The following is a 20069-nucleotide window of genomic DNA, read 5'->3' on the forward strand; positions in this document are numbered from 1 at the left end:
GCAGCAGACGGTGGCGATTCAAGGGGTGCGGCCCCTTCTCAGGCGGGTTGCGTGGGCCCGGTGTGGCATATGTCGCACGCTCGCCGCATTTGCCGCTCGGATGTGTATCAAGGCGTATCGAATTCGGCACACAAAGGCAGGCCGTCCAACTCCAAAGTCCACTGCGCCAGACAGGCCAGTGGCAGCAGGCTGTGGCTGCTGGGCGCGTGCAGATGGGTGTGCAAGGCGGCATCCAGCGTACGCAGGCCCACCGAGGCCAGCGCAGCGCGCGCCTGCACCAGGGCATCGCGCTGCGCATCGGTCAGCGCCATGCGGCCCGTGGCGGCCTGGGTCTCCAGCACGGTCATCACCGGCTGCAGCAGGCGCTGGGCCAGCGTGGGCTGGGCCAGCGCCGGGGCGGCCTGCTGCTCTTTGCGCCACTGCATCAGCCGCAAGATGCGCTGCGCCAGCGGCGTGGGGCGCGCGGGCTCGGTGGCAAAGTCCAGCGACACGGCTTGCACCGCATCGCCGGAAGAACCCGCAGACACGCCGCTGCTGAGCACCGCCACGGGCACCAGCAAGGTCTCGGCCCCGGTGCGCTCCACACGCACCAGCACGGCATGGACAGGGGCCTGCCGGGCGGTGAGGCGGTCCAGGTTATCGAGGCGCAGCGCGGTCTCGTCGCTGACGGGAACGGTCAGGCGCAGCCACTGGCCCGCCTCGTCCTGCAATGCCCAGTGCAACTGCTGGCGGGTCTCGTCCAGCACTGGGGCGTGGGTGCGACTGGGGCGCAGCAGCAGCATGTCCACCGGCTCACCGCCCAGGCCGGTGGCGGCCTGCAGCGGCCCGCGCAAGTCAGCCCAGCGGCCACAGCCCAGCGTGGCCAGGCGCGGGTCGTCGGCCCGCCAGGCGGGGGCGGCACTGGCGCGGCTGGCGCCGCCCACGGCCAGGCGGCCATCGTCGGCCAAGCGGGGCTGCTCTAGCTGCAACGGCGCCTGGCACAGCTGGTGCGCTGCCCCGGCACCGGGCCAAATGGCCAGCGTGGCCCAGGCGGCGTGGCGAGAAAACCCCGGGTCGCTGCCATCGGGGCGCGCCAGTGTGGCCTGCAGCAGGCGTTGGCCGTCCACATCCCACAGCCCCAGGGTCAGGCCGCGCGCACCGCCCAGCGTTTGCCACCAGTAGGCCCCCAGCGGCAGCAGGGCCAGCGTGGCGGTCTCGTCAAAATCACGCCGCACACGCCCACGCAGCAGCGCCAGGGTGTCGGGCGTCGCCTCGGGGGCGCACAGCGCCACGCACAGGGCATGCGTGCGGGCCATCAGGGCCAGTGCGTCGGCCTCCAGCGTGCGGTGGTCACGCCGCTCCAGAGCGTCGACCATGCCGGCCAGGTTGCGCAGCAGTGCCGCCAGGCGCGGCAGGCCCTCGCCCCGGGCCGACATATTCAGCGCCAGCAGCTGCGCGCTCGACAGGCGGCTCACGTGCGCCAAGCCGCTGCGCAGCAGCTCGCCCAGCAGCGTTTGCACCTGCTGCACGAAGGCCCGCTCGCCAATGCCCAGGGGGCGTGGCGCCTCGGTGGCGGGTGCCGCCTGGGGCGCTTGCCCATCGGGCCACACCAGAGGCTGCCCTGCAGCACTGCGCACGGCGGCCAGGGCGATCAGGTGCACAGCGCGCCGCTCCCGCGCGGGCACCTCGGACACCATGCCGTCAAACCCGGCCCCGGCCACCCAGCGGCAGCTCACGCCCAGGGCGGGCAAATCCATCACCAGCGCGCTGCCTTGCACGCGCCACTCCACCCCGCAGGGCAAAGCCTGCAAGGCCCGCCGCTGCGCGGCCACACCGGCGGCTTTGAAGAGCACGGCGGAGTCCAGCGCTAGCACTTCTGCCAAGGGGTCGGCCTGCGCCGCAGGGGGCGGTTGCGCGGAGGCGTCAGCGTTGACCTCCAGGGCAGCCGCGTTGGCGGGGACGGTTTCGGGTAGGGTGGCGTCAGGGCCTCCATCCGGCAGCGCACGCAGCCACAGCGCTGCCGCCAGAATGTGCTTGCACAGGCCGGGCGCCGGGCAGTCGCACTGCGCCTTCTGGGGGCCGCGCGCGTCCAGTAGCACCTGTTGGCCATCGGCCTGCACCACGCCATCGGTGTCGCCCTGGCGCTGCCACTGCACTTTGCCCGCCTCCACGTCTTTGGCGGCGCGGCGCAGCAGGCCCGCATTGGCCAGCGTGGCCAAGGTGTCGTCGTCGTAGGCGCGATAGGCGTGGGTCCAGGTCATGGGGCTTCAGTCAACTCAGGCACTTCAGTTCATCACCTCGGCCAGCCACTGCGCAAAGTGGGTCGGCGTGAGGGCTGCCACGTGCATGCCCTGGCTGGCCAGGCGCTGGGCCATTTGCCGGTCGTACACGGGGTTGGCCGATTCGTCCAGCGCGGCCAGCCCCAGCAGCTTGACGCGCGCCTGCGCCATGCGCTGCACGGCGGCCAGCAAGGGGCCGGGCGAGGCACCTTCTTCAAAGTCGCTGATGAGCGTGAACACCGTGCGCTGCGGGTTGCCGATGAGCGACTCGCAGTAGCGCACGGCGCGGCCGATGTCGGTGCCACCGCCCAGTTGCACCGTGAGCAGCACCTCCACCGGGTCGTGCGCCAGGTGGGTCAGGTCCACCACGCTGGTGTCAAACACCACCAGCTTCACGCGCACAGCGGGCAGCGAACTCATGATGCCCGCCACCACGGCGCTGTAGATCACCGAGTCCATCATCGAGCCGCTCTGGTCCACGCACAGCACCACGTCCCAGGGCAGGTTGCGCTTGACGCGGGCATTGAACAGCGGCCGCTCGATGATGAGCTGACCACGCTCGGCACTGTAATTTTTGAGGTTGGCGGCAATGGTGGCACGCGCATCGAAGCTCTGGGCGTTGGGCACCAGCGAGCGACGCTGCCGATTGCGACGGCCCACCAGCGCGTTCACAAAGTCGCTTTTGAGGCGGCGGGTGATCTCGTCCACCGTCTTGCGGATCACATCGCGCACGGCATCGCGCATCTGCCCCGACAGGCGCCCGCGCATGCCCAGCAGGGCCTTGGCCAGGCCGGGCGTGGCGTCCATCGAGCGCAGCACCTCGGGGTCGTTGAGCAAGCTGGTGAGCTGGTAGCGGTCGATCGCCTGCGTCTGCATGCGCTCAAACACCTCTTGCGGAAACAGCTTGCGCGAGCGGTTGAGCCAGTCAATGGCGCGCAACTGGGTAGGGTCCAGCGAGCCTGGGCCACCCGCAGGTTTGGCCAGGCCCCGGCCATCGTATTCACGCCCGTACAGGTATTCCAGCGCCTGGTCGAGCTTCCAGTCCTCGCCCTGCATGCCCACGCCCCCCATGGGCCGCGCGGCGTAGCGGCCCAAAATGAGCCGCCAGCGGCGCAGTGCGTCCTCAGATGCGGGCAAATGGGGCGGAGCGGTCATGCAGGAAACGCGGTGTCTGGATCAACCATACCAACGAGGGGCGTGAACGCACAAGGCGCCCAGGCCCACAAAAAAGCCTGCCAGCGCGGATGCGGGCAGGCTTGCGGTGGTGTGCGGGCATGCACGCTGCCAGGGGTCAGAACGGAATGTCGTCGTCCATGTCATCAAAGCCCGAAGCCGCGCGGGGGGCTGCGCCACGGGTGCTGGCGCGGGGCGCGGGGCCGGTGCGGCCATGGGGCGTGGCGCTGGCGCTGCGCGGCGGGGGGCTTGGTCGTAACCGCCGCCTTGGTCGCCGCCACCGCCGTAGCCGCCGTCGTCATAGCCACCGCCTTGCTGGCCGCCACCTTGGCCGCCCATGCCTTGGCGGCCACCCAGCATTTGCATCTGGTCGGCGCGGATTTCGGTGCTGTACTTTTCAACGCCGGCCTGGTCGGTCCACTTGCGGGTGCGCAGACTGCCTTCCACGTACACCTGCGAGCCCTTGCGCAGGTACTGGCCTACGATTTCAGCCAGACGGCCGTTAAAGACCACGCGGTGCCACTCGGTGGCCTCTTTCATTTCGCCGGTCTGCTTGTCTTTCCACTTGTCGGTGGTGGCAATGGTCACGTTGGCCACCTGATCGCCACTGGGGAAGGTGCGCATTTCAGGGTCACGGCCCAGGTTGCCGACGATGATGACTTTGTTGATGGATGCCATGGCTGTGCTTTCACTTAAAACAGCGCCGGATTTAGGGAAGTTTCCGCGCGCCAAACGCGCCATTGTGCCGCAACCGACTCCTGACCGGACACGCGCGCGACTTCAATGTCCCGCAGAGGCACCACCCGCATCATGGCGGCCGATAGGCTTCAACTTCCAGGAAACGGCCAGCCATAGCATCATCAGCAAGGTGGTAGCCGCGAACAAACCTGTGGGGCCCACCCACTTGACCAAGGCACCGCCCAGTGCGCCACCGGCAAACAGCCCCATGGACTGCAGCGTGTTGTAGCTGCCCAGCGCCGCCCCCCGCACCTGGGGCGGGGCCATGCGCGAGACCAGGCTGGGCTGGCTGGCCTCCAGCGCGTTGAACCCGCAAAAAAACACAAACATCAGTGGCCCCAAGACCCACAGCGAAGGCGCAGCGCCACTGGCCGCCAGAGCCCCCAGCCCCACCTGCACCGCCAGCACCAAGCCAATGGCGCCCAGCAGGGCCGCACGCAGGTGGCCCTTGCGCTCTAGCGCAAACAGCCCGCCCATGGCCACAAACGACAGCACCACGGCTGGCAGGTACACCTGCCAATGGTGGTCTTTGCCCAGCCCAGCCTGCACCAACATGGCAGGCACCGCCACCCACATCGACAACTGCACGGTGTGCAGCACGAACACGCCCAGGTTCAGGCGCAGCAAATCGGGGTGCGCCCACACATCGGCCAGGCGGCCACGGGGGGCGTTCTTCAGGTGTGCGGGCTCGGGCGGCACCCACCACAGCACCACAGCCACGCCCGCCAAGGCCAGCAGGCAAGTCAGCCCAAACAAACCCGGCAGGCCCACGGCCGCCGTGAGCACGGGCGCGGCCACCAGGGCCACCGCAAACATCAGGCCAATGCTGCCGCCCACCAACGCCATGGCCTTGGTGCGCACTACGTCGCGCGTCTGGTCGGCCAGCAAGGCCGTGACGGCGGCCGACACCGCCCCCGCCCCTTGCAAAGCGCGGCCCAGCAGCAGACCCGTCAACGAATCTGCCAGCGCCGCCAGCAAACTGCCTGCGGCAAACACCAGCAGGCCCAGCACAATCACGCGCTTGCGGCCAAAGCGGTCGGACGCCATGCCCAGTGGCAGCTGCAGCACCGCCTGGGTCAGGCCGTAGATGCCCATGGCCAGCCCCACCAGCGCGGGGTCATCGCCGCCGGGGTACTTGCGGGCCTCCAGCGCAAACACGGGCAGCACCAGAAACAGGCCCAGCATGCGCAAAGCAAAAATCAGCGCCAGGCTGACGCTGGAGCGGCGCTCCAGCGGGGTCATGCGCTCAGGGGAAGGGGTCGATCGGGCTGCCGTGGCATCCGACAGGGAAGGGGAAGAATCCGGCACGGTGGTGCACTCAGGCCAAATAAAGCAAAGGGGGATTCTCACCGATTGGCGGCCATGCCGCCCGAGCTTGGGCACGATGGGGACCAATGCACCCCTCAAGAACCGGTCACCGGCCTGTGATGCGTGGCCGGCTGCGCATGTCCAGCCACACCATGAGCCCCAGAATCACCGCCGCCACCCACAGGGCCCAGGTGGTGTCGGCCAACAAGGGCACCGCCACCAAAGGCACCAGCGCCACGGTGGCGGGGTCGCGAATGCGGCCCACCGCGGGGTCTGAATCCCCCACGCCGTTGTCTTGCACGGTGTAGGTCACGGTGCGGCGGTCGGCACTGAACTGCGCACCGTTCCAGGCAAACCAGGTGGAGGTGGTGGCGCCCTGGGTGGCTGGGCCCAGCTTCCACAACTGGGCCGTGGGCGGCAAGGGCTCAGGGTAAGTGAGCTGCACCGTGATGCTGCCCGTGCAGCCCGAGGCGCTGAACGCCAGCACACCGTAGGGCATGCGCACCCCTTTGGGCTCGGGCTCCGGTGCCTGGCCAAAGCCACCCCCGGGCTCGAGCGCACAGTCCGCCCCACCGCCCAGCAAAGTCACCACGGCCTCGCCTTGCATCCCATCCAGACCGCCCGAGAGGGTTTTGCGCGCCGGTGTGGATGCTGCATCGGCCACCAGGGCCACTGTGGCCCCCGCCTCCAGCGCCGCTTCGGCAGAGGCTTCCTTGCCCTTGGCGCAGGCCCACGGGCACAGCACCACCAGCAAGGCCACCAACCCCGCACGCGCAGCGCCCCCCCGCACTGCCAAAAAAGCAGCAAGTGAGGCGAAATCCGCCAGGTGCAGGTGCTTGCGGGGCATGGACGATGCAATCAACAGGGGCCCGGGCAGCCCCAAAAGGTAAAGCCCGCCAGGCGCCAGAAAGCCTGCAGCCCATTGCGCAAGCACTCCGCCAGACGGAACCCAACCCGATGCTAGGGGCTGCCTTGTGCACGATTTGCCTGTGCGTTTGCGCTTTGTTGACTGAACGTCCCAGCCCTGATGGAAAGGGCCGCGCTCGGGCAGAAGGGGACGGTGGAGCGCAAAAGGATGTGAAGGTCTGCAGGGCCAAGGGGCCGCCGCCCCTCTTTATCGCGCCTTCAGGCTGCGCAGCCAGGTGGCGTATTCCACCGAAGACAGTGGATGCGCGCCTACATCGGCCATGGCCCCCGCTGACGCCGCCGACAGGGCCATGGCCCGGGCATCGCTGGGCGACATGCCAAACGCCGCCCGAAACGCGCGGCTGAAATGCGCGTTGCTTGCAAAACCCGTGCGGGCCGCCACCTCGGCCACCCGCAAGCGGCGGCTGGCCGGGTTGACCAAGGTGTGAAACGACTGCAACAACCGGCGTTGCTGTACGTAGTGAGCGACACCCCCTAAGGGCTCAAACAGCCGGTACAGCACGCTGCGCGAAATGCCGAACTCGTTGCACAGCCCCTCCGGGCTCAACGCTGTGCCCAGGTGCCGTGCAATGTGGCGCTGGATGCGCTCCAGCGCCACGCCCTGGACAGCCTCCTGCGCATGGGCCTGCGTGTCGGCACCGGGCCGCACACAGGCCGCCAGCATCTGCACGCTGGCCCGCGCCACCTGGGGCGCGTCCTCCAGCGCAATGGCGGGCAAACGCCGCTGCAAAGACAAAAGGTGGTCACTGAACAAACCGCCCAGCGGCGTCTCGGTGCGCAGCACCGTTCCGTGCAGGTCCAGCGCACGGCTGCCAAAGGCTTCATCGGCCAACGCGCGGGGCACGATGAGCGACATCACATGCGAAGGCTGGGCAAAGGTGCGCAATGTGCGCGACAAGTCCAGCACCGTGATGTCGCCCGCGCGCACCTCGATGTCCTTGCCATCGTCGTACTGCCCCACAAACCCGCCCCCGCGGTACCACTGCACCAGGTAGTGGTCCAACCCATCCCGCGCCACCCGCGCCCGCTGCCGCGAAAACTGCTGCCCGCTGAAATGCAGATCGCCCAACAGCAACATCCCCAAGTGCGTGGCCTGCACCGAGGCATCAAACCCCTCCACAGCATGCGGCGTGAGCGGCGCCACGTCGAACACCACGGAAATGCTCTGACGCCAGGCTTCAAAGCGTTCTTCACCGTCCGATTGGTCGGTTTTGAAAACGGTGGAGGGCAATGGCTGGGGCGATGTCATGGCGGGGCAGATTATGTGGCCCCCCAGCCCGGCGCGCAGGGCTTGGGCCACGGGGCATGCCAAAGGGCCACAAACCAGCCTGCGCCTACCTCAACGGCTCACCCACAGCGTTTGAAGTAAAAATAGCTTCTAGCGCTTTATTTACAGCCGCTAGAAGCTATCTATTTAGGAGCAATCTGATCGGGTGAATTGCTCCACCACCCTCAAACGCAGGCCGCGTTCCGCTGCCTGCGCCAGGCAAACATACCCAACATAGTTGACAGCAACGCCAGGGCCCAGGGGTTGTCCACCGGAATGCCGGCAGGGTCCACTGGCCCCAACATTGGCGCAATCGGGTCCACGATGCTGCCCACAGCAGCGTCAGAGTCGCCCACACCGTTGTCGAGGATGGTGTAGGTCACCGTGCGACGGTCTGGACTGACCGATACGCCGCTCAGTTGAAACCATTCAAACGCCGTGGCACCAGCCGTCGCTGGGCCGTATTTCCAAAACTGGATGCCCGTTGGCAGAGGCTCCGGGTATTCCAGGGTCATGGTCACCGAGGTAGCGCAGTCGGTGGCGCGGTAGGCGTATTCGCCATACGGCATGGTTTTGCCTGCGGGGGCTGGATGCGACAAGCCCGCAAATCCGCTGGACGGCGCCAAGGTGCAGGCGCTGCCGCCGCCGCTGAGTGTGGCCTTGGCCGTGCCCGTCATGCCGGGCGCTGGCGAAGTGACCTCCAGCAGCCTGGGCACAACAGCCGCCGAAGGAGCAGATAACACACTGTTGCCCACGCCATTGGTGGCCCGCACTCTGAAGGTGTAGCTGGTCCCGTTCGTTAGCCCGCCAATGATGCAAGTGGTGGTGGTTCCGTTATTGACGGCGCAAGAGCCCGAAGGGCTGCCCGTCACCTCATAGGCAGAGATAGCGCTGTTGTTGGCGGCAGGCACACTCCAGACAATTGTCACAGAGCGGTCTGCAGCCGTGACCGAGGTGAAGGCGGGCGCATCCGGCAACGCAGGCGCGGTGCCGATGGCCAGTTCGTTGGACGTCACGTCCACAGCGGCATTGCCCGCCAAGTCGGTGGCTGTGGCGGTCACGCTGTAAGTGGTGCTGTAGCTCAGTGCCAGGGTTCCGCTCAAGGGGCTGGCCAAAGCCAGGTTCAGGCTCCAGTTGCCTGCAACCGGGACGACTTGGTAAGTGGCGCCACCGACACCCACCGTCAGCACCTCGCCCGCCGACAGCGTGGCAGTGCCTGTCAGCGTAGGGGTAACGCTATGCACGCTCAGCGAGTTCACCGCAGGGGTTGCGGGGGGCGTGGTGTCCAGCACGTAGGCCTGAGACAAGACCGCACCTGCATTGCCGGCGGCATCTTGCAGACGAACCTTCAGCGTATTGCTGCCCATCAGCGTCGCGCCAGACAATGACCATGTGTTGCTCCCCGCAGTCGCCGTAGCACCAACCCAAGAAGCGCCGTTGTCCAAAGACACCCACACCGACTCTCCTGCCGCAAGATTGGCCGACAAGGTGCCGCTGATCGTTTGGGCTGCCGTTTTGGTGATGAAGTCCGTGCTGCTGCTGCCCGTATCGGCCGAAAAGGATGCCGAGGCCACGCTGGTGGTAGGGGCCGTGGTATCGATCACGATGTTCTTGTTGGCCCCCAAAGAGCCTGCGGTGCCAGGGGTTGCCAGCGTGAGCGAAGCGGCTTGATGCGCGCCCCCGGTTTCTGTCACTGTGGCGCCATTCAGGGCCAGTGCGCTGGTGCTGGTGTAGTCCAAATCAGCACTGTTTTGGCTGGCGCCCACGGTGTAGGTGAAGGTGAGCGTGTTGGTGCCAGAGCCGCTGGTATAGGTGGCTACGCCGCCGCTGTTGAGCGCCAGGGTGGGGGTGCCACCGGCAGTGTTGACGTTGACTGCCGTGCTGAAGGTGAGGGTGATGAGGATGGTTTGCCCCACGCCGTAGCTGCCATTGGCGGTGCTAGCGCTGACGCCGGCCACGGTGGGCACCAGGGCGTCGACCAGCACGGAGGCAGTGCTGCCCACGCTGTTGAGCGTGGTGCTGGCTGCGTTGCCTGCGGCATCGATCATGGTGCCGCCGTTGGTGCCCAAGGCGCCGACGGTGATGCCGTCACTATCACTGTCGCCAGTGACCACGGCGTGGCCAAACAGCAGGGCGCTGGTGCCTGAGCCCGACACGTAGTCGGCATAGCGGGTGGTGCTGCCCACGGTGAGGGCGATGCGAGGCGTACCACCGCTGGTACTCACATAGACAGGCTCGTCCAGCTGCACGGTGAAGTACAGCGTGTCGCCCGCATGGTAGGTGCCGTTGGCGGGCGCCGCCACAGCGGTCACCGCGGGGGCTGTGGTGTCGATGGTGATGGTGACATTGGCCGAGGCGGCCGAGACATTGCCCGCCACATCGCTGGCGCGGGCGTTGAGCGTGTGCGCGCCGCTGCCCAGGCCGCTGGCCGCCAGGCTCCACACCCCGCCGGTGGCCGTGGTGCTGCCGCGGGGTGTCGCGCCTTCATACAGGGTGACGGTGGCACCCGCGTCGGCCGTGCCTTGCAGGGTGGGGGTGGCCAGGTTGACGAGTTGGTCCGAGCTGGAGATGCCGGTATCCACGGCCAGCACGGGCGTGCTGGGGGTGTTGGGGGCGGAGCTCATCAAGGTGTAGGCTTGGCTGCGCACAATGCCGTTATTGCCGGCCACATCGACCACCTTCAGTTGCAGGGTGTTGCTGCCAGGGGCCAGTACCACGCCGTTCCAGCTCAGGCTGGTGCCGCTGACTTTGCTGGTGATGTCGGTCCAGGTTGCACCACCATCGAGCGAGCCGTAGACCGTGTCGCTTCCGGCCACAGCGCTGCTCAGGGTGGCGGTGATGGTTTGGGCGGCCGTGTTGGTGATGAAGTCGCTGCTGCTGACGCCGGTGTCGGCACTGAAAGCGAGGCCGCCGAAGGTGGTCGTCGGGGCCGTGGTGTCGAGCACATAGGCTTGAGAAAACACCGGGCCACTGGCACCGTCCGCGTCGACCACCTTGACTTTCAGGGTGTTGCTGCCGGCCAGGGTGATGCCGGTGAGCGACCAGGTGCTTTGCCCGACGGTGGCGGTGGCCGTCGTCCAGCTACCGCCGTTGTCGATGGACACAGATACCGTCTCGCCCGTTGCGAGGTTGGCCGACAAGGTGCCGCTGAGAGTTTGCGCAGCCACGTTGGTGATGAAGTCGGTGCTGTAGGCACCGCTGTCGGCCGACAGGGCCGCGCTGGTGATGGTGGTGGTGACGGGGGGAATGGCGGCGGAGACGTTAATGTCGTCCATGGCCAAGGCGACGCCGAGGCCGTTACTTTGCAAAACGAGCCGAATTTCGTCGACGTAATTCCAGGCGGTGCCAGAGACCGAGACGATGAGGCCTCCGGCAGTAGATTGATACGCAGGCGCCGTGAAATTCTGGCTGGCCCCTGTGACGGCAGCGCCGTCACGAAAACCCTCGATGCGGAAAAACAGGCTGCTGCTGGAGTAGTCTTCAACGGTGATGCTGTTGAATTTGAATTTTTCGCCGTTGTCGGCCTTCAGCACCAAGGCAGCGGCAGATGCGCTGATGGCCCCATCCATGATGAGTGCTTTGTCAGTGAAATTCGCCAGCACGGAGACGATGGTTTCATTGGTGACATACAACTGGGCATTCGTCTCAACGTTGCCATCTGCACGGAGCACCGAGAAGTTCCAGCCATTGAAGACTAAAGGATGGCTGACTAATTCGGTCAAGCCACTGCTGAGGACATACCCATCAAAGGTTTCATACGTGGGCGCTGCGGCGTAGCTAACGCCGCACAGCAAGGCACCGGTGAGCGCTACGGTGGTGGGGATCCAGCCCCAGGGAAGAAAAGAAAATTTCACCATTGTTCAGACATAAGAAGCAAGCCCGAGCAAGGGCCGTTGTTGGGGCGATCAGGTCTATAGACCTTGTTTTTGCATAAAGTCGTTACGCTAGCAAAGGCAGGGTCAAGCTGCAATTTGTTTTTTGCAATGCGCCAGGCGCGCGAATCCAGAGGCAGCGCAGCCCCGAAAGGCCATCCGGCCTATGATGCGAGGTTTGCTTTTTGCTGCCGCTGCTGTGACCCGACCTGACGCCCCCTCTTCTGCCGCCGATGGCCTCTACCTCGCCCGCGCCCTGCGCGAGCAGCGCATCAGCATCCGGGGGGCGCGCACGCACAACCTCAAGAACATTGACCTGGACATCCCGCGCAACCAGCTGGTGGTGATCACGGGGCTGTCGGGCTCGGGCAAGTCCAGCCTGGCGTTCGACACGCTGTATGCCGAAGGCCAACGGCGCTATGTGGAGAGCCTGTCGGCCTATGCGCGGCAGTTTCTGGGGCGACTGGACAAGCCGGATGTGGACCTGATCGAAGGCCTGTCGCCCGCCATCAGCATCGAGCAGAAGGCCACCAGCCACAACCCGCGCTCCACCGTGGGCACGGTGACGGAGATTCACGACTACCTGCGCCTGCTGTATGCCCGTGCAGGCACGCCGTTCTGCCCGGATCACGGCCTGCCGCTGGCGGCGCAGACGGTGAGCCAGATGGTGGACGCCGTGCTGGCCTTGCCCGAGGACACCAAACTCATGGTCATGGCCCCCGTGGCGCGCGAGAAAAAGGGCGAGTTCACCGAGCTGTTTGCGCAGATGCAGGCGCTGGGCTACATCCGCTTTCGCGTGGATGGCCAGATCTACGAACACGAAAACCTGCCTGCGCTCAAGAAGACCGAGAAGCACGACATTGACGTGGTGATCGACCGGGTGAAGGTGCGTGCCGACCTGCAGCAGCGCCTGGCCGAGAGCATTGAGGCGGCCCTGCGCGTGGGCGGCAACGAGGGCAATGGCCGCGTGCTGGCGCTGGAGATGGACACGGGGCAGGAGCATCTGTTCAGCAGCAAGTTTGCGTGCCCGGTGTGCAGCTACTCGCTGGCCGAGCTGGAGCCGCGCCTGTTCTCGTTCAACTCGCCCATGGGCGCCTGCCCGGCGTGCGACGGCATTGGCCAGCGCGAGGTGTTCGACCCGGCGCGCGTGGTGGCCTTCCCGTCGCTGAGCCTGGCCAGCGGCGCCATCAAGGGCTGGGACCGGCGCAACGGCTACTACTTTGCGATGCTGGAGAGCCTGGCGCGGCACTACACGTTCGACATCGAGGCGCCGTTTGAGTCGCTGCCCGCGCCGGTACAGCACGCCATCCTGCACGGCTCGGGCGATGAAGAAATCGCCTTCAGCTACATCATGGACAGTGGGGCCTCCAAGGGCAAGGTGCACACCAAAAAGCACCCCTTCGAAGGCATCCTGCCTAACATGGCGCGCCGCTACCGCGAGACGGATTCGGTGGTGGTGCGCGAGGACCTGGCACGCTTTCGCAGCACCCAGCCCTGCCCCGAATGCCACGGCGTGCGCCTGCGCCGCGAGGCCCGCCATGTGAAGGTGGGCGAAGGCACACAGGCCCGTGCCATCTACGAAGTGAGCCACGCCACGCTGAGCGACGCGCACGCATGGTTCCTCGCCCTGCAGCTCACCGGTGCCAAGGCCGAGATTGCCGACAAGGTGGTGCGCGAGATCGCCACGCGATTGCAGTTTTTGAACGACGTGGGCCTGAGCTATTTGAGCCTGGACCGCAGCGCCGAGACCCTCTCCGGCGGCGAAGCGCAGCGCATTCGCCTCGCGTCCCAAATCGGCTCGGGCCTGACGGGTGTGATGTACGTGCTCGACGAGCCCAGCATCGGCCTGCACCAGCGCGACAACGACCGGCTGATCGCCACGCTGCAGCACCTGCGCGACATTGGTAACAGCGTGATCGTGGTGGAGCACGACGAAGACATGATGCGCGCCGCCGACCATGTGATCGACATGGGCCCTGGCGCGGGCGTGCATGGCGGGCGGGTGATGGCGCAGGGCACGTACGACGAAGTGCGCGCCAATGCGCAGTCGCTCACGGGCCAGTACCTGTCGGGCGCCCGCACCATTGCCGTGCCCCAGCGCCGCACGCCCTGGCTGCCGGTGCTGGACCAGCCTGCCCCCGTGGTGGAGGCCAAGACCAAGTCGCGCTTTCCGCAAACCGAGGCGAGCAAGCGCCGAGCCGAGCGCATGGCCGAGCACCATGCGCGCCAGGGCGCCGTGCAGGCGCTGCGGGTGGTGGGTGCCACGGGCAACAATTTGAAGGGCGTGACGGTGGACTTCCCTGTTGGGCTGCTCACCTGCGTGACGGGCGTGTCGGGCTCCGGCAAGAGCACGCTGGTGAATGACACGCTCTATGCCGCCGTAGCGCGGCAGGTGCACCGTGCGCACGAAGAACCGGCCGAGCACGAAGAGATCGTGGGCATCGAGTATTTCGACAAGGTCATCAATGTGGACCAGAGCCCCATTGGCCGCACGCCGCGCAGCAACCCTGCCACCTACACCGGCCTGTTCACCCCCATCCGCGAGCTGATGGCCGAGACCAACACCGCCAAGGAACGCGGCTACGGCCCGGGGCGCTTCAGCTTCAACGTGTCGCAGTCTTCGGGCGGTGGCCGCTGCGAGGCCTGCCAGGGCGATGGCGTGGTGAAGGTGGAGATGCACTTCTTGCCCGACGTGTATGTGCCCTGCGACATCTGCCACGGCCAGCGCTACAACCGCGAGACGCTGGAGGTGTTGTGGAAAGGCAAGAACATCGCCCAGATCCTGGAGCTGACGGTGGAAGACGCTGCGGCGTACTTCAAGGACGTACCCACCATCGCACGCAAGCTGCAGACACTGCTGGATGTGGGCTTGAGCTATATCCGCCTGGGCCAGGCCGCCACCACGCTCTCGGGCGGCGAGGCGCAGCGCGTGAAGCTGGCGCAGGAGCTGAGCAAGCGCGACACGGGCCGCACGCTCTACATCCTGGACGAGCCCACCACCGGCCTGCACTTTGCCGACATCGACCTGCTGCTCAAGGTGCTGCACCAGCTGCGCGACGCGGGCAACACCATCGTCATCATTGAGCACAACCTGGACGTGATCAAAACCGCCGACTGGCTCATCGACATGGGCCCCGAAGGCGGCGCGGGCGGCGGCACCGTGGTGGGTGTGGGCACTCCGGAGGAGCTGGCCGCCAACCCGGCCAGCCACACGGGGCAGTACCTGGCGCCCTACCTGCGGGCAAATTCGGTATAAAAATGGGCTCTTCTAGCGAATGCTAGTGACGCTTTAGTTTCCCATGGCCGCCGCCAGCACCAGCGCGGGCTGCAGCCCCTTGGGGCCTGATCGGTCCAACAGCCTGAACCACCCCAAATACGAATCAAGGTACTTCGTCGCAATACCCTTGAATCGTTGCAGCCACCCTCGCAGCCTGCTGACATAGGCATTGACGTTCTGCACATGCCAGGGCCCCTTTACCCGTTGGCCTTTGCTCACGTTCACCGCTTGGTGCTGCACTCCCAGAGCCCGCGCAGCGCTGGCCAGCGTGACGCTGCCATCGGTGCACAGGATGGCGTCTGGCGCCAGCAAGGGCTTGAGCGCCGCTTGCACACTCACCGCTTGGTTTGTTTGCAAGATGAAGTTTGCCGTTGCTCCAGCTCGGTCTCGCGCCATCAGCACCGGGGTGTACTCCGAGCCCTTGCAGCCCGCCAGCGCCCGACCACCACGTCTGCGAGGACGGCGCAGTAACCCCCTGTGTCCCTTGCAGGAGACCAGGAAGTAGGACTCATCTGCCTCGGCAATGCCCAGAAGTTGGCGTGCCTGCATATTCTTTGGGCAGACCAGGAAGCGGTGGCGCCAGCGAAAGGCGGTGCTTTGCGCCACACCCAATCGCTGGGCTGTTTGGTTCAGTGAGAGCCCTTCGCCCAGGGCCTGTGCCTGGCCCATCCATTTATCCCGCAGATGCAGCCGCGCAAGCGGCGTGCCCGTCAGGGCGTTGAAGGTGCGCTTGCACTGTCGGCACTTGAAGCGTTGCAGCCCATTGGCCGAGCCGTTCTTGACGAGCCAGGAGCTGGCGCAGTGGGGGCAAGCCCGGCCATCGATGGCGTGCGCCTCAATGAGGGCACTGGCTTGGCTGCGATCCATCAGCGCCTGCAGGCAGCTTGCCAGTTGCTGGCACTGGTGGTGCGTCAGCTGGGGCAGGCTGTGGATCAAGCGCGTCATCTGTTGCTGTCGCATGGCCTTCTCCTGGGGCAGACGCTGGTGCGTCATGCTCAGGAGATGGGGGCGCAGCGCGCCTGTTAAAGACTCATCACTAGCATTCGCTAGAAGAGCCTAAAAATGGCCGCTAGCGCTTATTCAACAAGCGCTAGCAGCTATTTATTTCGTAGCAATCAGCACCGCATCACTGCAGCCGCCGCGCCACCTCGGCGTCGAGTGATCCCATGAAGACCTCCACCGCCTGGGTGTAGTCGCTCTCCAGGCCCAGTTGGGCGTTGATTTCGCCGTGGGTCAGGTCCTGCGGCAAGATCTCGGCGCGGCCACCCTGGTTGCGCACATGGCGGGCCATGGCGTCGGCCTGGGTGCAGGGCTGGTCGGCCCGTTCGGTGGAGCACACCATCTGCATGGGCGGCGCACCCGCCGTCCATTGGTGGAAGGGCGACAGCGCCAGCCAGTAGGCCGGGTCGCTGCCAAAGGCATCGTCGTACAGCGGCATGTGTGGCGCACGCATGTAGGCGGGCACGTTCATCACGGCGCTGTCGAGCGACACGGCGCCCAGCCAGGGCCAGGCGCCTTCGCGCAGGGCCTGCGGGGCGCGGGCGTTGAGCAGGGCCACGAGGTGGGCACCGGCCGAGTGGCCCATGAGGATGAAGCGATTCGGGTCCCCACCCCAGGTGGACACGCGCTGCTGCGCGGCCATGAGGGCGGCCTGCACATCACGTTCCTGCTGGGCCACGGGGGCATCCGGCAGCATGCGGTAATTGATGGAGATGAGGATGAAGCCCTTGGGTACCCAGCGGTTCACCTTCTCCTGCACCACGCGGCCCATGGCCTTGTCGCCATGCCGCCAGCCGCCGCCGTGCACCATGAAGATGACGGGCGCGCGCACCGCGCTAGCCACCAGGCTGTTGGTGCCCGTGGCGGGGCTGGTGGGCACATACACGTCCATGCGCTGTGCCGGGTCCACGCCATAAGGCACATCGGCAATGCGCTGCACGCCTGCAGACAGCACGGCCGGTGCGGCGGCAGCCTGCTTTTGTGCGATGAGGGCCCGCAGGCGGCCACCGCTCTGCGGGTTGGTCTGGGCTTGTGCACTGGCAGTGGCCAGTGTGAGGGCCGCAAGGGCGACCATGGTCAGAAGATGGCGCAGGGACATGGGAAGGCTCCTGTCAGGGACAAAGGTGGGAGGAAGGGAATCAGAGGGGGGGATGGAGAAGGCCGGCTCCAACCAAATCGATCACGCTGAGCCTGTAGAAGCGCCGTGCAAGGCTTCGACAAGCTCAGCCCGAACGGATATTTCTAGCTCACAGAGGCCAGGTACCGGCGACGAACTCAAGGCCGCGTGGGGCAAGCCATGGCCGCGCCGCTGGCGTCGTAGCAGGTGGCGCTGCGGCTCAAGCCAGTGTCTTTGCTGTAGCTGCTTTGCGCCTGCACGCTGTTGCCGGTGGCCGCGCTGGTGGCGGTCGAGGTGCGCGCTTGCGTCACGGTGCCATCGGCGTTGCGGGTGGCACCGCCACTGCTTTGCAAGCTGCCCTGGGCGTTCTGGGCCGACACAGCGCCGCTGTGGCTGGCGCTGCCGTCTGCATTGCGCGTGGTGCTGCCCTGGCGCACGGCCATGCCGCCTTGCGCGCCCACGGCAGCGCTGCGGCGGGTCACGCTCGCGTTGCCCTGCCCATCGGTGGTGGCGGTGCGGCCGCGCAGCACGGCGCCGTTCGGGCCACTGCGGGCCACGCCGGTGTGGGCGGAGGTGCTGCCGTCGGCGTTGTGCTCCACGCTGTGGCGGGTGCGTGCCTGGGCCTCGGCCGGGGCCGCCAGCGCCAGCACGGCGCTGAGCCCCAGCGCGGTGAGGGCCGAGAACACAAATACACCGACGGCCAGCGCAGGGCGTTGCAGCAGGTCAGGGTCAGCGGGGCGGGTCAGCAAAGGCATGGCAGTCAACTCCTTGGGGGGTGGCATGGCTGTGTACTGTGGGCCCCAGGTGTGAGCCATTGATGGCAGAAAGCGGCCGATGTATGACAAACCATGACAAACGCCTGCGGCCCGGTCATGCCTTGTCATGGCTGCAGGTGCATCGCCCTCTGCCGCGTCTACCATTGCCACCATTCCCCTTGCGACGTTGCCCCTGCCCATGACCGACACCCTGGCCAAGATCCTGGTCGCCGATGACGAGCCCGACCTGCGCGCCCTGCTGCAGCGCTACCTGAGCGACCAGGGCTACACCGTGCGCACGGTGGAGGGCGCCGGGCCGCTGGATGTGCTGCTGGCGCGTGAGCGCTTTGACGTGCTGGTGCTCGATGTGATGATGCCGGGCGAGGACGGCCTGTCCATCTGCCGGCGCCTGCGCGCGCAGGGCGAGACCATTCCCATCCTGATGCTCACCGCCCGGGGCGATCCGGTGGACCGCATCGTGGGCCTGGAGATGGGCGCGGACGACTACCTGCCCAAGCCCTTCAACCCGCGCGAGCTGCTGGCCCGCATCCAGGCCATGGTGCGCCGCCAGCGCATGCTGGGCGCGCACACCGGGCCGCAGGGTGTGCACGAGCGGCTGGCGTTTGGCGACTTTGTGCTGCTGCCTGCCGAGCGGCGGCTGGAGAAGGCCGGTGCGGATATGGCCCTCACCACCGGCGAATTTGCCCTGCTGCTGGCCCTGGCGCAAAACCCGCAGCGCCCCTTGGGGCGGGACCGGCTCATGGCCCTGGCCTATGGCCCGGACCACACGGCCACCGACCGCAGCATTGACGTGCAGATCATGCGGCTGCGCAAACTGATCGAGGCCGACCCGGCCCAGCCGCGCCACATCCGCACCGTGTGGGGCGTGGGCTATGTGTTTGTGCCCGATGGCGCTGCGCCTGCCAGCGGGGGCAGACCATGACCACACGCGCTGCGGTGCCCACGCCTGCACCCACCACACCCAGGGGCCTGTGGCCCCGCAGCCTGCTGGGCCGCAACCTGCTGCTGATGGCCGTGCTCATCGTGCTGGGCCAGCTGTGCGCGGCGGTGCTGGTGCGGCACATGATCCTCAAACCCCGGGTGGCGCAGGTGGCCGATGGCGTGGCGCGCAATGTGGCCGCCCTCCGCGCGGGGCTGCAAGCGCTGCCGCCCGGGCAGCGGCAAGCGTTTGTGCAGGCCTTCAACGCGCAAGCCGCGCAAACACAGGCCTTTGCACTGACGGCTGCGCCCGGCGCCTGGCGCGCCGTGCTATCGCCCATGGAGCGGCAGTTTGTGCGCGCAGTGACGCAGCGGCTGGACGAGGCACAGGGCGCGCCGCCCTCAGGCGAGCCGGTCTGGCGACGCGACAGCAGCGGCGTGCTGTCGCTGCGCGTGGTGCATGAGGGAACGGAATACTGGCTCAACCTGCCCAGCGTCTTCCCCACGCGCGAGTTCACCGGGGCCTGGCTCATGGCCACACTGGCCAGCATGGTGCTGGCGCTGGCGGGCGCATGGTGGCTGCAGCGCCACCTCAACCAGCCGCTGCAGCGCGTGGTGCTGGCCGCGCAGCGCCTGGCCCGGGGCCAGCCGCCCGCGCCCCTGCCCGAGGACGGCCCCACCGAGATCGCCACCGTGGCCCGCAGCTTCAACCACATGGCCCACAGCCTGGCCCAGGCCGACCAGGAGCGGGCGCTGATGCTGGCGGGCGTGTCGCACGACCTGCGCACCCCGCTGACCAAGCTGCGCCTGGGGGTGGAGATTGCAGGCCCGCAGATTGAGCCCGAGCTGGCCACGCGCATGGTGCGCAGCATGGACGAGATGGACGCCATCCTCGGCCAGTTTTTGCACTTTGCCCGCATGCAGGAGGCCGAGCCCCCGCAGCCCGCCGCGCTGGACGACCTGGCCCAGGCCATTGCCCAAGCGCAAGCCGACCATGGCCGCAGCGTGGCGCTGGAGCTGGGCGCACCGCCGCCCACCTCCGTGCAAGCCCAGGCCCTGCGCCGCGCAGTGGACAACCTGGTGGAGAACGCCTGGCGCCACGGCGCAGCACCCGTGGTGCTGCGCACTGGCAGCGAAGGTGATGCCGTGTGGATCGAAGTGCAGGACCACGGCCCCGGCCTGCCCGCCACCGAGCTGGAGCGCGTGCGCCAGCCCTTTGCACGCGGCGAGGCCGCCCGCAGTGGCCGCCCCGGCGCCGGATTGGGCCTGGCGATTGCCGACCGTGTAGCCCGCGCGCACGGCGGGCGGCTCGAGCTGCACAGCGCCCCCGGCCAGGGGCTGCGGGCGCGGCTGGCGCTGCCCGTGGGCGTCGTACCAAAGATTTAAGCAAAATAGGCTGCTAGCGCTTGATATACAAGCGCTAGCAGCTATATTTTTAA

General features: G+C 67.0%; 12 protein-coding genes and 1 pseudogene. 3 read left to right on the top strand and 10 right to left on the bottom strand.

Annotated features, from left to right (window positions below; genetic code table 11):
- Positions 1–107: 107 nt before the first annotated feature.
- The 7 genes and pseudogenes from CLU88_RS14175 to CLU88_RS14205 form a co-directional block, all read right to left on the bottom strand.
- On the bottom strand, positions 108–2240 hold the full coding sequence (locus CLU88_RS14175) for an SWIM zinc finger family protein (protein ID WP_099657145.1): 2133 nt from the start codon (positions 2238–2240) through the stop codon (positions 108–110).
- 24 nt (positions 2241–2264) lie between these two features.
- On the bottom strand, positions 2265–3413 hold the full coding sequence (locus tag CLU88_RS14180) for a VWA domain-containing protein (protein ID WP_099657146.1): 1149 nt from the start codon (positions 3411–3413) through the stop codon (positions 2265–2267).
- A gap of 136 nt (positions 3414–3549) precedes the next feature.
- A pseudogene (gene ssb, locus CLU88_RS14185) lies at positions 3550–4109 on the bottom strand (single-stranded DNA-binding protein).
- Positions 4110–4211: 102 nt separating this feature from the next.
- Positions 4212–5411, bottom strand: coding sequence for an MFS transporter (locus tag CLU88_RS14190; RefSeq protein ID WP_099657147.1), 1200 nt, complete (start codon positions 5409–5411; stop codon positions 4212–4214).
- Positions 5412–5583: 172 nt separating this feature from the next.
- Entirely contained in the window at positions 5584–6324 is a 741-nt protein-coding gene (locus tag CLU88_RS14195) for a choice-of-anchor U domain-containing protein (protein ID WP_143226009.1), read from the bottom strand.
- Between the two features lie 267 nt (positions 6325–6591).
- On the bottom strand, positions 6592–7653 hold the full coding sequence (locus CLU88_RS14200; RefSeq protein WP_099658881.1) for a helix-turn-helix domain-containing protein: 1062 nt from the start codon (positions 7651–7653) through the stop codon (positions 6592–6594).
- Between the two features lie 203 nt (positions 7654–7856).
- Positions 7857–11525 (bottom strand): IPTL-CTERM sorting domain-containing protein, encoded by a 3669-nt coding sequence (locus tag CLU88_RS14205; RefSeq protein WP_158235605.1) that lies wholly within the window; start codon positions 11523–11525, stop codon positions 7857–7859.
- A gap of 217 nt (positions 11526–11742) precedes the next feature.
- On the opposite strand from CLU88_RS14205, the gene uvrA reads away from it, so the two are divergent.
- Complete coding sequence (uvrA, locus tag CLU88_RS14210; protein WP_233205469.1) at positions 11743–14799, top strand: excinuclease ABC subunit UvrA; 3057 nt, start codon at positions 11743–11745, stop codon at positions 14797–14799.
- Positions 14800–14832: 33 nt separating this feature from the next.
- On the opposite strand, the gene CLU88_RS14215 is transcribed toward uvrA, so the two are convergent.
- From CLU88_RS14215 to CLU88_RS14225, 3 genes are all read right to left on the bottom strand, one after another.
- Positions 14833–15780: an IS1595 family transposase gene (locus CLU88_RS14215; RefSeq protein ID WP_099658884.1), complete on the bottom strand. Its 948-nt coding sequence runs from the start codon at positions 15778–15780 to the stop codon at positions 14833–14835.
- 166 nt (positions 15781–15946) lie between these two features.
- Positions 15947–16918: an alpha/beta hydrolase gene (locus CLU88_RS14220; protein ID WP_099657149.1), complete on the bottom strand. Its 972-nt coding sequence runs from the start codon at positions 16916–16918 to the stop codon at positions 15947–15949.
- Between the two features lie 176 nt (positions 16919–17094).
- Positions 17095–17691, bottom strand: a complete 597-nt coding sequence (locus CLU88_RS14225) for a hypothetical protein (protein WP_099658885.1) — start codon at positions 17689–17691, stop codon at positions 17095–17097.
- A 199-nt stretch (positions 17692–17890) separates the two neighbouring features.
- On the opposite strand from CLU88_RS14225, the gene ompR reads away from it, so the two are divergent.
- Positions 17891–18634 (top strand): two-component system response regulator OmpR, encoded by a 744-nt coding sequence (gene ompR, locus CLU88_RS14230; protein WP_099658886.1) that lies wholly within the window; start codon positions 17891–17893, stop codon positions 18632–18634.
- Positions 18631–20016, top strand: a complete 1386-nt coding sequence (locus CLU88_RS14235) for an ATP-binding protein (protein WP_099657150.1) — start codon at positions 18631–18633, stop codon at positions 20014–20016. Before ompR ends, CLU88_RS14235 begins: the two co-directional genes overlap by 4 nt.
- Positions 20017–20069: the final 53 nt, after the last annotated feature.

Origin of the sequence: Acidovorax sp. 56, from assembly GCF_002749705.1 — a bacterium.
Lineage (GTDB): Bacteria > Pseudomonadota > Gammaproteobacteria > Burkholderiales > Burkholderiaceae_C > Acidovorax.